This is a genomic window from Streptomyces sp. 15-116A (assembly GCF_025290915.1).
GTDB lineage: Bacteria > Actinomycetota > Actinomycetes > Streptomycetales > Streptomycetaceae > Streptomyces.
On sequence record NZ_JAOCQE010000202.1, the window covers coordinates 1 to 11,717 of the forward strand.

Annotated in this window: 13 protein-coding genes and 1 pseudogene; 8 read left to right on the plus strand and 6 right to left on the minus strand. The window is 73.1% G+C overall.

Annotated elements, in window-relative coordinates; translation table 11 throughout:
• A pseudogene (locus tag N4P33_RS25620) lies at positions 1–363 on the plus strand (hypothetical protein); the annotation flags it as partial.
• 319 nt (positions 364–682) lie between these two features.
• On the opposite strand, the gene N4P33_RS25625 reads toward N4P33_RS25620, so the two are convergent.
• The 3 genes from N4P33_RS25625 to N4P33_RS25635 are packed head-to-tail and all read right to left on the minus strand — an operon-like array spanning position 683 to position 2,234.
• On the minus strand, positions 683–1,486 hold the full coding sequence (locus tag N4P33_RS25625; protein ID WP_260829109.1) for a rod shape-determining protein: 804 nt from the start codon (positions 1,484–1,486) through the stop codon (positions 683–685).
• Complete coding sequence (locus N4P33_RS25630; protein ID WP_260829110.1) at positions 1,483–1,857, minus strand: TraR/DksA C4-type zinc finger protein; 375 nt, start codon at positions 1,855–1,857, stop codon at positions 1,483–1,485. Before N4P33_RS25630 ends, N4P33_RS25625 begins: the two co-directional genes overlap by 4 nt.
• Positions 1,858–1,907: 50 nt before the next feature.
• Positions 1,908–2,234 carry a TraR/DksA C4-type zinc finger protein gene (locus N4P33_RS25635; RefSeq protein WP_260829111.1) on the minus strand — a complete coding sequence of 109 codons (327 nt, stop codon included), beginning with the start codon at positions 2,232–2,234 and terminating at the stop codon, positions 1,908–1,910.
• A 272-nt stretch (positions 2,235–2,506) separates the two neighbouring features.
• On the opposite strand from N4P33_RS25635, the gene N4P33_RS25640 reads away from it, so the two are divergent.
• The 5 genes from N4P33_RS25640 (at position 2,507) to N4P33_RS25660 (ending at position 7,387) form a co-directional block, all read left to right on the plus strand.
• Positions 2,507–3,472 (plus strand): sensor histidine kinase, encoded by a 966-nt coding sequence (locus N4P33_RS25640; RefSeq protein WP_260829112.1) that lies wholly within the window; start codon positions 2,507–2,509, stop codon positions 3,470–3,472.
• Positions 3,469–4,152: a response regulator transcription factor gene (locus N4P33_RS25645; protein WP_260829113.1), complete on the plus strand. Its 684-nt coding sequence runs from the start codon at positions 3,469–3,471 to the stop codon at positions 4,150–4,152. Before N4P33_RS25640 ends, N4P33_RS25645 begins: the two co-directional genes overlap by 4 nt.
• An 87-nt stretch (positions 4,153–4,239) precedes the next feature.
• Positions 4,240–5,640: a dihydrolipoyl dehydrogenase gene (gene lpdA / locus N4P33_RS25650; protein ID WP_260829114.1), complete on the plus strand. Its 1,401-nt coding sequence runs from the start codon at positions 4,240–4,242 to the stop codon at positions 5,638–5,640.
• A gap of 187 nt (positions 5,641–5,827) precedes the next feature.
• Positions 5,828–6,619, plus strand: coding sequence for a trypsin-like serine protease (locus tag N4P33_RS25655; RefSeq protein ID WP_260829115.1), 792 nt, complete (start codon positions 5,828–5,830; stop codon positions 6,617–6,619).
• A gap of 117 nt (positions 6,620–6,736) precedes the next feature.
• Complete coding sequence (locus tag N4P33_RS25660) at positions 6,737–7,387, plus strand: LysE family translocator (RefSeq protein ID WP_260829116.1); 651 nt, start codon at positions 6,737–6,739, stop codon at positions 7,385–7,387.
• 28 nt (positions 7,388–7,415) lie between these two features.
• Here the strand turns inward: N4P33_RS25660 and N4P33_RS25665 are convergent, their stop codons facing one another.
• On the minus strand, positions 7,416–7,958 hold the full coding sequence (locus N4P33_RS25665; RefSeq protein ID WP_260829117.1) for a GNAT family N-acetyltransferase: 543 nt from the start codon (positions 7,956–7,958) through the stop codon (positions 7,416–7,418).
• Between the two features lie 62 nt (positions 7,959–8,020).
• Positions 8,021–9,139: a winged helix DNA-binding domain-containing protein gene (locus N4P33_RS25670; protein WP_260829118.1), complete on the minus strand. Its 1,119-nt coding sequence runs from the start codon at positions 9,137–9,139 to the stop codon at positions 8,021–8,023.
• A 250-nt stretch (positions 9,140–9,389) separates the two neighbouring features.
• On the opposite strand from N4P33_RS25670, the gene N4P33_RS25675 reads away from it, so the two are divergent.
• Together N4P33_RS25675 and N4P33_RS25680 are read left to right on the plus strand one after the other, a co-directional pair.
• A complete protein-coding gene (locus tag N4P33_RS25675; RefSeq protein ID WP_260829119.1) occupies positions 9,390–9,566 on the plus strand; it encodes a hypothetical protein in 177 nt (58 codons plus the stop codon).
• A 160-nt stretch (positions 9,567–9,726) separates the two neighbouring features.
• Complete coding sequence (locus N4P33_RS25680) at positions 9,727–10,635, plus strand: polysaccharide pyruvyl transferase family protein (RefSeq protein ID WP_260829120.1); 909 nt, start codon at positions 9,727–9,729, stop codon at positions 10,633–10,635.
• A 63-nt stretch (positions 10,636–10,698) separates the two neighbouring features.
• On the opposite strand, the gene N4P33_RS25685 is transcribed toward N4P33_RS25680, so the two are convergent.
• Positions 10,699–11,601, minus strand: a complete 903-nt coding sequence (locus tag N4P33_RS25685; protein WP_260829121.1) for a glycosyltransferase family 2 protein — start codon at positions 11,599–11,601, stop codon at positions 10,699–10,701.
• Positions 11,602–11,717 lie beyond the last annotated feature (116 nt).

Sequence of the window (11,717 nt, forward strand, 5' to 3'; positions counted from 1 at the left end):
CTCATCCGGGACGCCCCGCGCCACCCCGAACCGGGATCGGACGAGGAGAAGAAGACCCGCTATCCGGTGGAGGTCCGCTTCACCACCCGCGAGGGCCGCACCCGGACCACGCGCGCGGAGGTTCGGCCGGGGCTGCCCGCCGGCAGCGAGATCCGCATCTGGGTCACCTCGGACGGCGACGCCACCGACCCGCCGCTGACCGGCGAGCAGATCCGCAGCCGGGGCATGGGCTGGGCGCTGCTCGCCGCCATCGGTGTCGCTCTCACCGGCGCCGCCGCACATGCCGCGACCGTCCTCGCCCTGCACCGCCGCAACCTGGCCGCCTGGGACACCGCCTGGGCCGAGACGGCCCCCCGTTGGTCCGCCGCTTCAGCCCGTTCCGCCGCCAACGCCACAGCAGGGGACGCGGGGGCGGCCCGGGAGGCGGCTGCGCAGGGGGGATCTCGCGCGCCACGGGGGTCACTCCTCAGTGGGGTCGGGTCACAGGAGAGGTCACAGGAGACAGGAGAGGTGCCGGGTCACAGGGACGGAGAGACGGCCGGACGAGGAGACGAGAGAACGCCTCCGGCTGCCGACGGCCGGACGAGGAGACCGGGGAACGTCGTCTCCGGGTGCCGGGTGCCGGGTGCACGGAGGCGACCGGTTTCGGGTGTCCCCCCGGCCGGGAGCCGGGCCGCGTCGTTCAGGGTGGGCCGGTGAGTGAGGGGTGGCGGTCGGCCGAGGCGAGGAGGGTCGCGGCGCCCCGGACCGCGGCGGTGTGCGGGGACGGCACCGGGCGCACCGGGCAGCCCAGGCGGGACGGCAGCGCGTGGGTGATGTCGGGGCGCAGCGCGCCGCCGCCGGACAGGAGGATGCCGCGGCGCAGTGCGGTGCGGGTGCGGACGGTGCGGTCCTGGCGCAGCATCGCGGTCACCATGGCGACCACCGCGTCGGTGACCTGCCCCGGTGGCGTGCCGTCGGTCAGGTCGCCGGTGCCGAGCGCGGTGCGGCGTGCGTCGGTCACCGCGCCGCCCGCGAGCAGCACGGCCTCGGTCAGATGCGCGCCGATGTCCACCACCAGCAGCGGGCGGGCGTCGTCGGCGCCCGCGGCCAGCGCCACCGCACGCGCGCCGGGGACGGTCAGCACGGCGCGCGGACGGAGGATCTCGGCGGCCGTGCGGGCCGCGGTGCGGAAGGCGATCCCGTCGAGGACGGGCGTGGTGATCACGACCAGCGGCCGGCCCGACCGGGGCAGCCGGTTCCCCAGCAGCCGGTCGAGCATCCGGGCGGTGCCCGGCGTGTCCACGATGGTGCCGCGCTGGACGGGGTGCGGCGCGCCGCTGCCCGGAAAGGTCACGGTGGGCACGTCGAGCACGATCCCGCGCCCGGCGATCCACGCCCGGGTCCGCGCACTGCCCAGGTCGAGGGCGACACCGGAGCACCGCCGCCCGGGCGGCCAGGACGTGTACGGTCCGGCCGCCCGCAGCGCCCGGCGTGCGACGGTCATCGGGCCGCCTCCCTCACCTGCTGGCAGCGGCCGCAGTAGCGGGCCTGAGGGACGATCAGGAGCCGTTCCCGCTCGACGGGACGGCGGCACAGATGGCAGCTGCCGTAGGTGCCGGCGTCCATGCGGGCGAGCGCGGCCTCGACGTCGGTGAGGACCATGCGGGCGGAGGCGGCGAGCTGCGCGCGGACCTCGGCGCGGCCGGGTCCGTCCCGGCCCGGTGGGTCGCCGGCCCGGGACGTGGAGCGGGCGGCGAACTGCCGCAGCTGCTCCCGGCGGAACAGCCGCTGCTCGTGCAGGTTCTCGCGCAGCGCGGCGAGGTCCTCGGGCGTGAGGCCCGCGTCGTAGGCGCCGGCGGTCTGGTGGGACAGCATGTGAGGGGACACCACTTCACCCCTTGCGCAGAACGGGACGGGGATCGCGGTCAGGCCGCGCGGCGCTGGCAGGTGACGCAGTGCCGGGTGTGCGGCAGGATCTCCAGGCGTTCCGGCGGTACGGGCTTGGCGCAGCCCTGGCAGATGCCGTAGGTGCCGCGGTCGAGGCGGGCGACGGCGTCGTCGATCTCCTTGAGGGCGCGCTGGATCGCCTCCTTCTGGTGGGACGTCAGCGGGTCGTCGGGACCCGGCCCCGCGTCGTCGAGGGCCTTGAGCTGGGCCAGCCGCGTGATGCGGGCGTGCTCCAGGCGCCGGCGCACCTCGTCGGTGGCGGGGTGGTCGGGGCGCGGTTCGGTGCGGGGCAGGTCGAGCGACATGAGTGGTCCTTCGGGACGACAGACGGGTGATGCCCTCACCCTGGCCGTTTCCGCGCCCGGAACCCATGGGCCGCGTTACCCATCTGTCCGGGGGCGGCGGACCCAGCCGGCCAGGTCTGGGGCTCGCGGCCCGTGCGAAATGGGGCACGGGGCCCATCGACGGGGAGGCGGAGGACGGGGCACGCTGGCCGCTGTTCGCCGGGGTCAGGGGGCCGCCGCCGCACCGGTCGGCGCGGTGACCGACAGTAGAGGCAGGCGAGAAAGAGGAAGGCGTGACCTCCGTGTCCCTGTACTGGCGGATCTTCGGGCTCAACGCGGTGGTGCTGGGTACGGCCACCGCGCTGCTGCTGTGGGCTCCGGTGACCGTGTCCGTTCCGGTGCTGCTGACGGAGGCGGTGATCCTGGTGGCCGGTCTGGCGGTGATGCTGGTCGCCAACGCGGCGCTGCTGCGGATCGGGCTGGCCCCGCTGGACCGGGTGACCCGGCTGATGACCACCGTGGACCTGCTGCGCCCCGGGCAGCGGCTGCCCGTGCGCGGCGGCGGGGAGGTCGCCGAACTCGTCCGGACGTTCAACGCGATGCTGGAGCGGCTGGAGGGCGAGCGCGCCGCGAGCAGTGCCCGCGCCCTGCTGGCGCAGGAGTCCGAGCGGCGCCGTATCGCGCAGGAGTTGCACGACGAGGTCGGGCAGAGCATGACGGCGGTGCTGCTCGCGCTGAAGCGGGCCGCCGACGAGGCGTCCGATCCGCTGGGCGGCGAGCTGCGGCAGGTGCAGGAGATCACCCGGGAGAGCCTGGACGAGGTCCGGCGTCTGGTACGCCGGCTGCGGCCGGGGGTGCTGGACGACCTCGGTCTGGTCAGCGCGGTCACCTCGCTGGCGACCGAGTTCGCCACTCACACGGGGCTGCGGGTGCTGCGCCGTTTCGACACCGATCTGCCGGCCCTCGACCAGGAGACGGAGCTCGTGATCTACCGGGTGGCGCAGGAGGGGCTCACCAACGCGGCCCGCCATGCCGGGGCGCACAGCGTCGAGGTGAGCCTGCGCGGCGACGGCGACGCCGCCGTCGTCCTCGAGGTGAGCGACGACGGCCGCGGCATCGGGGCCGCCCGTGAGGGCGCCGGGATCCGCGGAATGCGCGAACGGGCCCTGCTCGTCGGGGCCACACTGGACATCGTCCCCGCGGAACCCGCCGGAACCCGGATCCGGCTGACCGTGCCCGTCTCCAGGAAGCAGTCATGAACGAGCACCACACGACCGACGCCGAGGGCGCGGGGCCGGCACCGATCAGGATCCTGCTGGCCGACGACCACGCGCTGGTGCGGCGCGGGGTGCGGCTCATCCTCGACCGGGAGCCGGACCTGGAGGTGGTCGCCGAGGCCGGGGACGGTGCGGAGGCGATCGCCATGGCCCGCGGCCACGAGGTCGATCTGGCCGTCCTGGACATCGCCATGCCCCGGCTGACGGGGCTGCAGGCGGCGCGGGAGCTGGCGGCGCTGCGGCCGGGTCTGCGGATCCTGATGCTGACGATGCACGACAACGAGCAGTACCTCTTCCAGGCACTCAAGGTCGGGGCCGTGGGCTATGTGCTCAAGTCCGTCGCCGACCGGGATCTGGTCGCCGCGTGCAGGGCCGCTATGCGTGACGAGCCGTTCCTCTACCCGGGCGCGGTGACCGCGCTGATCCGGACCTATCTGGACCGGGTGCGGCACGGTGAGGAGGCGCCCGAGCAGGTGCTGACGCCGCGCGAGGAGGAGGTGCTGAAGCTGGTCGCCGAGGGCCATTCCTCGAAGGAGATCGCCGAGCTGCTGTTCATCAGCGTCAAGACGGTCGAGGCGACACTGACCCGGGTGTACCGCAAGCTGGGGATCAGGTCCCGGGTGGACATCGTGCGGCTGGCGGCGGGGCGCAACACGCAGTGAGGGCCTACACCGAGTGAGGGCAAGCTCACAGCCGATGGTCACCGCGCGTCGGTTGATCGCCCGGCGGAACAGGACGAGGGTTCCTGTGTGAGCCAACACTTCGACGTACTTGTTCTGGGAGCGGGCCCCGGCGGCTACACCGCGGCGGTCCGCAGCGCGCAACTCGGCCTGACCACCGCAGTGGTCGAGGAGCGCTACTGGGGCGGCGTCTGTCTCAACGTCGGATGCATCCCGTCCAAGGCCCTGCTGCGCAACGCCGAGATGGTGCGGTTCGTGACCAAGGAGGCCGAGGCGTACGGCATCCGGGTGGGCGGCGAGGTCTCCGCTGACTACACGGCGGCGTACCGGCGCAGCCGCACGGTCGCCGACGGCCGGGTCAAGGGCGTGCACTATCTGATGAAGAAGAACGCCATCACCCAGTTCGACGGGCGCGGCACCTTCACCGACGACCACACCCTGCAGGTGGCGCTCGCCGATGGCGGCACCGAGACGCTGACCTTCGGCCACTGCGTCATCGCGGCCGGCGCCAGTCCCCGGCTGCTGCCCGCAACGTCCCTGTCGGAGCGGGTGGTCACCTTCGAGAGCCAGATCCTCAGTGAGACGCTGCCCGGCAGCATCGTCATCGCGGGGGCGGGTGCCATCGGCGTCGAGTTCGCGTACGTGCTGCGCAGCTACGGCGTGGAGGTGACGATCGTCGAGTTCCTCGACCGGATGGTCCCGCTGGAGGACGAGGAGATCTCGAAGGAGCTCGCCAAGCATTACCGCCGGCTCGGCATCGAGGTCCTCACGGGCACCGCCGTCGAGGAGATCGACGACTCCGGTGAGCGGGTCCGGGTGACGGTGAACAAGGGCGGCGAGCGCCGGACGCTCGAGACGGACAAGGTGCTGCAGGCCATCGGTTTCGCGCCCAACGTCAAGGGCTACGGTCTGGAGAACACCGGGGTGCGGCTGACCGAGCGCGGCGCGATCGACGTGGACGGGCGCTGCCGGACCAGCGTGCCGCACATCTTCGCGATCGGGGACGTCACGGCGAAGCTGATGCTGGCCCACGCCGCCGAGTCGATGGGCATCGTGGCCGCGGAGACCATCGCGGACGCGGAGACCATGGAGCTGGACTACACCATGATCCCGCGGGCCACCTACTGCCAGCCGCAGATCGCCAGCTTCGGCTGGACGGAGGCGCAGGCGCGTGAGCGGGGCTTCGACGTGCGGGTGGCGAAGTTCCCGTTCACCGCCAACGGCAAGGCGCACGGCCTGGGTCACGCCGTCGGCTTCGTGAAGGTCATCAGCGACGGGACGTACGGCGAACTGCTGGGCGCCCATCTGATCGGCCCCGAAGTGACCGAGCTGCTGCCGGAGCTGACGCTGGCTCAGCAGTGGGATCTGACGGTGCACGAGATCGCCCGCAATGTGCACGCGCATCCGACGCTGGGCGAGGCGGTGAAGGAGGCGGTGCACGGTCTGGCCGGGCACATGATCAACATGTAGCCGTCGGCGGGACCGAGGGTTTTCCCTGTCCAACTCCCTTAGGGGGTTCCCTCATTGGGGCGCGGCGCTCCTGGTCGTAGCGTAATTCCGTGCCGCTCGCTCGGGCACATGGGGGCCGGTCACCTGGCCCTCGTGCTCCACCCCCCACCCCGTGCGACCCCCCACCGGCAACCCCCTGAGGAGACCCATGTCCCGCCTCACCCGTGCCAGACGGACCGCCGCCCTCGCCACCGCGACCGCAGCGGCCGCCGTCACCGCGCTGTTCGCCGCGCCGTCCGCCGGCGCCGCTCCCCAGCCGATCGTCGGCGGTACGACCACCACGACGTCCGCGTACCCGTTCATGATGCAGATCACCGACGCCTCGCAGAACCAGTTCTGCGGCGGCACCCTGGTCTCCCCGACCAAGGTCGTCACAGCAGCGCACTGCATGGTCGGCGAGAGCCCGAGCGGCGTGCGCGTGGTCGGCGGGCGCACCTACCTCAACGGCACCAACGGCACGGTGGCGAAGGTCAGCAAGATCTGGATCCACCCCGACTACCAGCGGGTCACCCGCGGCGACGACGTGGCCGTGCTGACGCTGTCCACGTCGATGCCGTACACCACGGCCCGCTACGTCTCCTCCTCGGACACGGGCGTGTACGCGCCCGGCACCACCGCCCGCATCCTCGGCTGGGGCACCACCTCCTCCGGCGGCAGCTCCTCCAACCAGCTGCGCACCGCGACCGTGCCGACCGTCTCCGACGCGAGCTGCCGCACCTCCTACGGCTCGCGGTACGTGCAGAGCGACATGGTGTGCGCCGGCTACTCCGCGGGAGGCGTGGACACCTGCCAGGGCGACAGCGGCGGGCCCCTGCTCATAGGCGGCGTCCTGGCCGGGATCACCTCCTGGGGCGACGGCTGCGCCGCGGCCGGCTACCCCGGGGTGTACACGCGGCTGACGACCTTCTCCGCACAGGTGACCGCGCAGATCAACTCGTAGGTCCCATGAGTTCCTGAGGTACCCCTCAGGTCAGAGCCAGGGGGCGTTGCGGGCTTCCACGAGCAGCCCGCAGCGCCCCCTCTCCATGTCCGGTGCGCCCGTGTTTCAATGACGCGCATGGTGTCCGCCGACCGTCTGCTCGCCTTCGCGGCGATGTCCCTGCTGGTGATCGTGATTCCCGGGCCGAGCGTGCTGTTCGTCATCGGCCGGGCGCTCGCCCACGGCCGCCGTACGGCGATGGCGACCGTGCTGGGCAATGTCGTCGGGTCGTATCTGCTGGTCGTGGCGGTCGCGTTGGGGATCGGCTCGCTGGTGGAGCGGTCGGTGACCGTCTATATGGCGGTGAAGCTGGCCGGGGCGGCGTATCTGGTGTTCCTCGGTGTGCAGGCGTTCCGGCACCGCAAGGAGCTGAAGGCCGAGCGGATCACGGCCGGTCGGGGCGGCGGGCCGGTGCGCGGGGATCTGCGGACGGTGCTCGACGGGGTGCTGGTCGGGGTCACCAACCCGAAGGGCGTGGTGTTCTTCGCCGCCGTGCTGCCGCAGTTCGTCGATCACTCGGCGGGCCATGTGCCCGCGCAGATGCTGCTGTTGGGGCTCGTGCCCATCCTGATCGGCCTGGTGACGGACAGCTTGTGGGGGCTGACGGCGTCGGCCGCGCGCGCCTGGTTCGCCCGGTCGGACCGGCGGCTGTCCCTGATCGGCGGCGCGGGCGGCTGCACGATGATCGGCCTCGGGGTGACGGTGGCGGTGACCGGGCGGGCGGAGTGAGGCGCGGCGACCGTACGGAAGTGAGCGTCTAAGGCTTCGCGTCCGGCTTCCACTCCTCGGCGAGGAGTCCGAGCAGCACCTCGTCCAGGAACTCGCCCATCACCCAGGAGGCGGCGCGCAGCACGCCCTCGCGGACGAAGCCGTTGTGCTCGGCGGCGCGCAGCATCGCGGCGTTGTCCGCGAGCGTGTCGATCTGCAGCCGGTGCAGTCCGCGGACGACGAAGCCGTAGTGGCACAGCACGGCGACCACGTCGGTGCCGTAGCCCTTGCCGCGCGCGGACGGCAGCAGGCCGAGCCCGATGTGCGCGGAGCGGTTGTGGGTGTCGATGCCCCACACCGTGGCGGCGCCGACCAGGGTGCCGCCGTCCAGCTCGACGACGGAGAACGGCACGACCCGCTGCTCCTTGTCGTCCACCGCGAAGGGCGCCTCCGGCGAGCCGGGCGTGAACGGCCGCCACGGCCCGGGCGCGGCCCGCGAGGAGTTGACCACGTCGTCGGCGAGCTCGGCCCGCAGGATCGGGATGTCCTCGTCGTGCCGGGCCCTGAGCCCGATCTTGCTGCCTCGAAGCATGCGGGTTTCCTATCCGGCCGGACGGGGCGGCGGCAATTGATTATCGGGCGGCCAACTCCCGCTCAACCGCGTACCGTTCCGAAGCGGATGTCGTACGACTCCCCCGCGTACAGGGTGTCGAGCAGGCGGCCGCCCTCCTCGGTGACCTCCTCGCGCTGGGCCTTGGTGAGCGTGCGGAACGGTTCGACGACGAGGGAGCCGTCGATGATCCGCCAGAGGCCGGCGAGGAAGCCGTCGACGAGGAGCGGGCAGTAGAAGGTGTTGGCCTGCCAGGTCTTCTGCCGGTCGGCGGGCGGGATCACGCGGGTGCGGTCGGCGTGGGAGAGCATCAGGTTGTCGAACTCGGGCAGGAAGCGCGGCGGGGCCGGGGTGTCCGGGTCGGGGCGGGGGGCGTCGGGGAGGTCGAAGAGTTCGACGCCGTTCTCGTCGCGGAAGGTGAGCAGCTGCGGGCGGAGCCGGTCGAAGGCGAGGCGCAGCCGGGTCAGCCCGGCCCAGGTCTGCATGTCCTTCACCGAGGCGGGCCCGAACGCGGCGAGGTAGCGCAGGACGGCGTCCTCGGGCGAGGCGGCCGGTTCGGCGGGGCGGTCCAGCCAGTGCTCGGCGGTGGTGAGGGCGACCTGGGCGCTGCGGCCCCACATCCCCCGCGGGGTGATCTGGACGAGCGGGAGCTTGCAGCGCGCGGCGATGGCCAGCGACTGCGGGTCGGCGTCCGGCCAGTGCCTGCCCAGTTCCTCGCGCAGCTGCCGCATGGTGCGCGGCTCGATCTCGACGTACGCGCGGGCGACGGCGGCGAGGCGCTCCAGGTCGACGCCCACCAGACCCTTGCGGAAGTAGCCGATCTCCCGGTCGCGGGCGGGCTGCACCAGCGGGCGCAGCGTCATGCAGTCGCCGGCGGTGTGCAGATGGATCGTCGAGCGCAGGGTGACGATGCGCACCACCTCCCGCCTCTCCAGCAGCCCGGACAGCTCCTTCGGCGCGAAGCCCTCCAGGCGGGCGGCGAGCGCGACGTACGGCGGCTTGACCTCCTGCGCCTGGAGACCGGCGAGATGCTCCACCGCCGCCTTCGCGGACATCGGCGAGCGGCGCAGCAGCAGCTGGCGGGCGAGGGTGGCCCGGTTGAGGGCGCGGGTGCCGAGGACGGGGCCGGTCGGCGGGGTGACGGTCCGCTTCGTCTGGGTCATACGGGCACGCTAGCGCCCCTTGCGGTCAGGTTCCGTCCGCAATCCGTCCGCGGTCCGTCCGCAATCCGTCCGCGGTCCGTTCGCAATCTGTCCGCGGTCCGTCCGCAAGGAGAACGTGCAGAGGATGTGTCCGTCTTCGGGACATTTCGCGACGCCTGTGACATCGGGGGCGGGGCGGGACGCTGACTAGGAAGGGCGCCGAGAGGCGCCCGTCGCTGTGCAACCGACCCCCACACGAAGGACCACCCCTGTGACACCCCCACCCACCACCCACGACCATCTGCCCGTCTACGAGAGCCTGGTCCGCGAGCTCGGCGACGTGCTCACCGAGACCCGCGAGGTCGCCGAGCAGGCCCAGCACGAGGCGCGCCAGGCCCTGGCCGGCCACCAGGAGGAGCGGCGGGGGCCGGCGCCCCGGCAGGCCTGAGGGCGCGGACGGGTCGAGATCCGAGACGCGGTTCCACATCGCGAGATGCGGCGAGGGGCGTGCTGCTCCTGCAGCGCCACGATCCGGCGGAGCACCTCCGGGACGGTTGCTTCGTGCCGGAGTGGGGCACTCGGGGTGCATTGTGCAGGTACGTGACCTCATGGGACCGGAGAGGGTCCTGCTGACCGGGTGGTTCAGCTTCCGTGACGGGGAGGCGACCGCCGGGGACGTGCTGGCGCTGCACCGGGTGGAGGAGGTGCTGCGCGGGGCCGGGATCCCCTACGACGTGGTGTGGAGCCCCGGCTTCCTGCCCGACGCCCGGCATTTCGACGACGTACGGCCCCGCGACTACTCCCATCTGGTGTTCGTGTGCGGTCCGCTGGACGGGCCCCAGGTCGAGGAGCTGCACCGGCGGTTCGCGCACTGTGTGCGGATCGCGGTGGGGACCTCGGTGATCGATCCCGACGGCGAGGCCGTACGGGGGTTTCACCGGGTGCTGGCGCGGGACGCGCCGGACGCGGAGCCGACGGAGGATCTGGCGGCCCGTGCCCCGGCCGCGCCCGCCCGGCCCGTGGTCGGGGTGATCCTCACGTACGGGCAGCACGAGTACGGCGAGCAGCGGCGGCACCGGCAGGTCGCCGAGGAGGTGACGCGCTGGCTGGCCGGCAAGGACTGTGCGCGGCTGGAGCTGGAGACCCGGCTCGACACCCGTGACTGGCATCTGAGCGCCACGCCCGCGCAGGTGCAGTCGGTGCTGGCCCGCCTCGATCTGGTGGTCACCGACCGGCTGCACGGGCTGGTGCTGCCGCTGCGAGTCGGCACGCCGGTGCTGGCCATCGACCCGGTAGCGGGCGGCGCGAAGGTGACGGCGCAGGCCCGCATCTGCGGCTGGCCCGCTCTGGTGCCCGCCGAGGAGCTGGACGAACGCCGGCTGGAACGCTGGTGGGACTGGTGCCTGACCTCGGGCCGAGTGGCCGCCCGCCAGGCCCGCGACGCCTTCCGCGAGGGCACGGCCCCGGACGGCGCGGACCGCTTGGTGGAGGCCCTGACGAACCGCCGGGCGGGGTAGGGGCATGCCCGGGTTGCCGGTGGGCAAAGGCGAGGCAGGCGAGGCGTATCGCGGTCGCGGCGGTCAGCCCGTGTAGCGGCGGGCCGTCGACGTGCGCTGTGCCGGTTCCAGGAGGCGGAGGCGGGACTCGACCTCGGAGGGCAGGACACGGCGTTCGCGCAGGACCCAGGGGAGGGCGGCGGCCGCTTCGGCGAAGGCGCGCAGGGAGGCGGTGTCGCGGGGGACGGTACGGGCGAGGTTCACGGTGCGGCGCAGGGCCGGTCCGGCCGGGCGGCGCAGCCAGGTGAACCACAGGGTGTTGCGGATGCCGTGCCTGCGCCGCAGCGTGGAGTCCCGGGCCGGTGACGCCTGGTGATGGACCGTCAGATGGTCGGCGTAGGTGAGCCACCAGCCTCCTGCGGCCAGGTCCGCGGCCAGCAACTCCTCCTCGCCGCCCAGCCACAGCTTCGGGTGGAAGCCGCCCGCCGCGCGGAACGCGTCGGCGCGCAGGACCGTCGCCGCCGCCAGGAACGAGCCGAGCGCGGGCCCGGGCAGCCAGGACGGTCCCGGCACGGGCGACTCGCGCAGTTCGGCGACGATCGGGTCGTCGATGCCGTCCGGCTCCACGATGATCCGCGCGGTGACCGACGCGAGCGCCGGATACCGGTCGAGCAGGTCGGCGGCGCCGGCGAGGGAGCCGGGCGACCACCAGGAGTCGTCGTCGCAGAAGGCCACATAGGGCGTACGGACCTGCCGTACCGCGAGATTGCGGCCGACCGCGCCGAGATTGCGGCCGGGGCGCAGCAGCGTCACGTCGGGGTGGTCGCGGGTGACGGCGGCGGCGGTGCCGTCGGTGGAGCCGTTGTCGGTGACGAGCACCGGCGGACGCTCGGGGAGGTCGGCGAGGTGGCGCAGGGTGCGCAGGAGTTCGCGGCGGCGGTTGTGGGTGATGACGACGACGGTCGTACGGGGGTCGGGGCCGGTCATACGGCGCTCTCCTCGAGCAGCCGGGCGGCGCGCTCCACGTGCGGGGGCAGCGGCCTGCGTTCGCGCAGCGCGGCCGGCAGGCGGGACAGCGTCTCGCGCAGGGCGCGCCGCGCCTG

What these genes read in the sequence shown, in the direction of transcription:
- N4P33_RS25685 (WP_260829121.1), bottom strand. Translation starts at nt 11,601, where the DNA reads ATGACCGGCCCCGACCCCCGTACGACCGTCGTCGTCATCACCCACAAC.
- N4P33_RS25670 (WP_260829118.1), bottom strand. Translation starts at nt 9,139, where the DNA reads ATGACCCAGACGAAGCGGACCGTCACCCCGCCGACCGGCCCCGTCCTC.
- N4P33_RS25655 (WP_260829115.1), top strand. Translation starts at nt 5,828, where the DNA reads ATGTCCCGCCTCACCCGTGCCAGACGGACCGCCGCCCTCGCCACCGCG.
- N4P33_RS25635 (WP_260829111.1), bottom strand. Translation starts at nt 2,234, where the DNA reads ATGTCGCTCGACCTGCCCCGCACCGAACCGCGCCCCGACCACCCCGCC.
- N4P33_RS25665 (WP_260829117.1), bottom strand. Translation starts at nt 7,958, where the DNA reads ATGCTTCGAGGCAGCAAGATCGGGCTCAGGGCCCGGCACGACGAGGAC.
- N4P33_RS25680 (WP_260829120.1), top strand. Translation starts at nt 9,727, where the DNA reads ATGGGACCGGAGAGGGTCCTGCTGACCGGGTGGTTCAGCTTCCGTGAC.
- N4P33_RS25625 (WP_260829109.1), bottom strand. Translation starts at nt 1,486, where the DNA reads ATGACCGTCGCACGCCGGGCGCTGCGGGCGGCCGGACCGTACACGTCC.
- N4P33_RS25630 (WP_260829110.1), bottom strand. Translation starts at nt 1,857, where the DNA reads ATGCTGTCCCACCAGACCGCCGGCGCCTACGACGCGGGCCTCACGCCC.
- N4P33_RS25645 (WP_260829113.1), top strand. Translation starts at nt 3,469, where the DNA reads ATGAACGAGCACCACACGACCGACGCCGAGGGCGCGGGGCCGGCACCG.
- N4P33_RS25660 (WP_260829116.1), top strand. Translation starts at nt 6,737, where the DNA reads ATGGTGTCCGCCGACCGTCTGCTCGCCTTCGCGGCGATGTCCCTGCTG.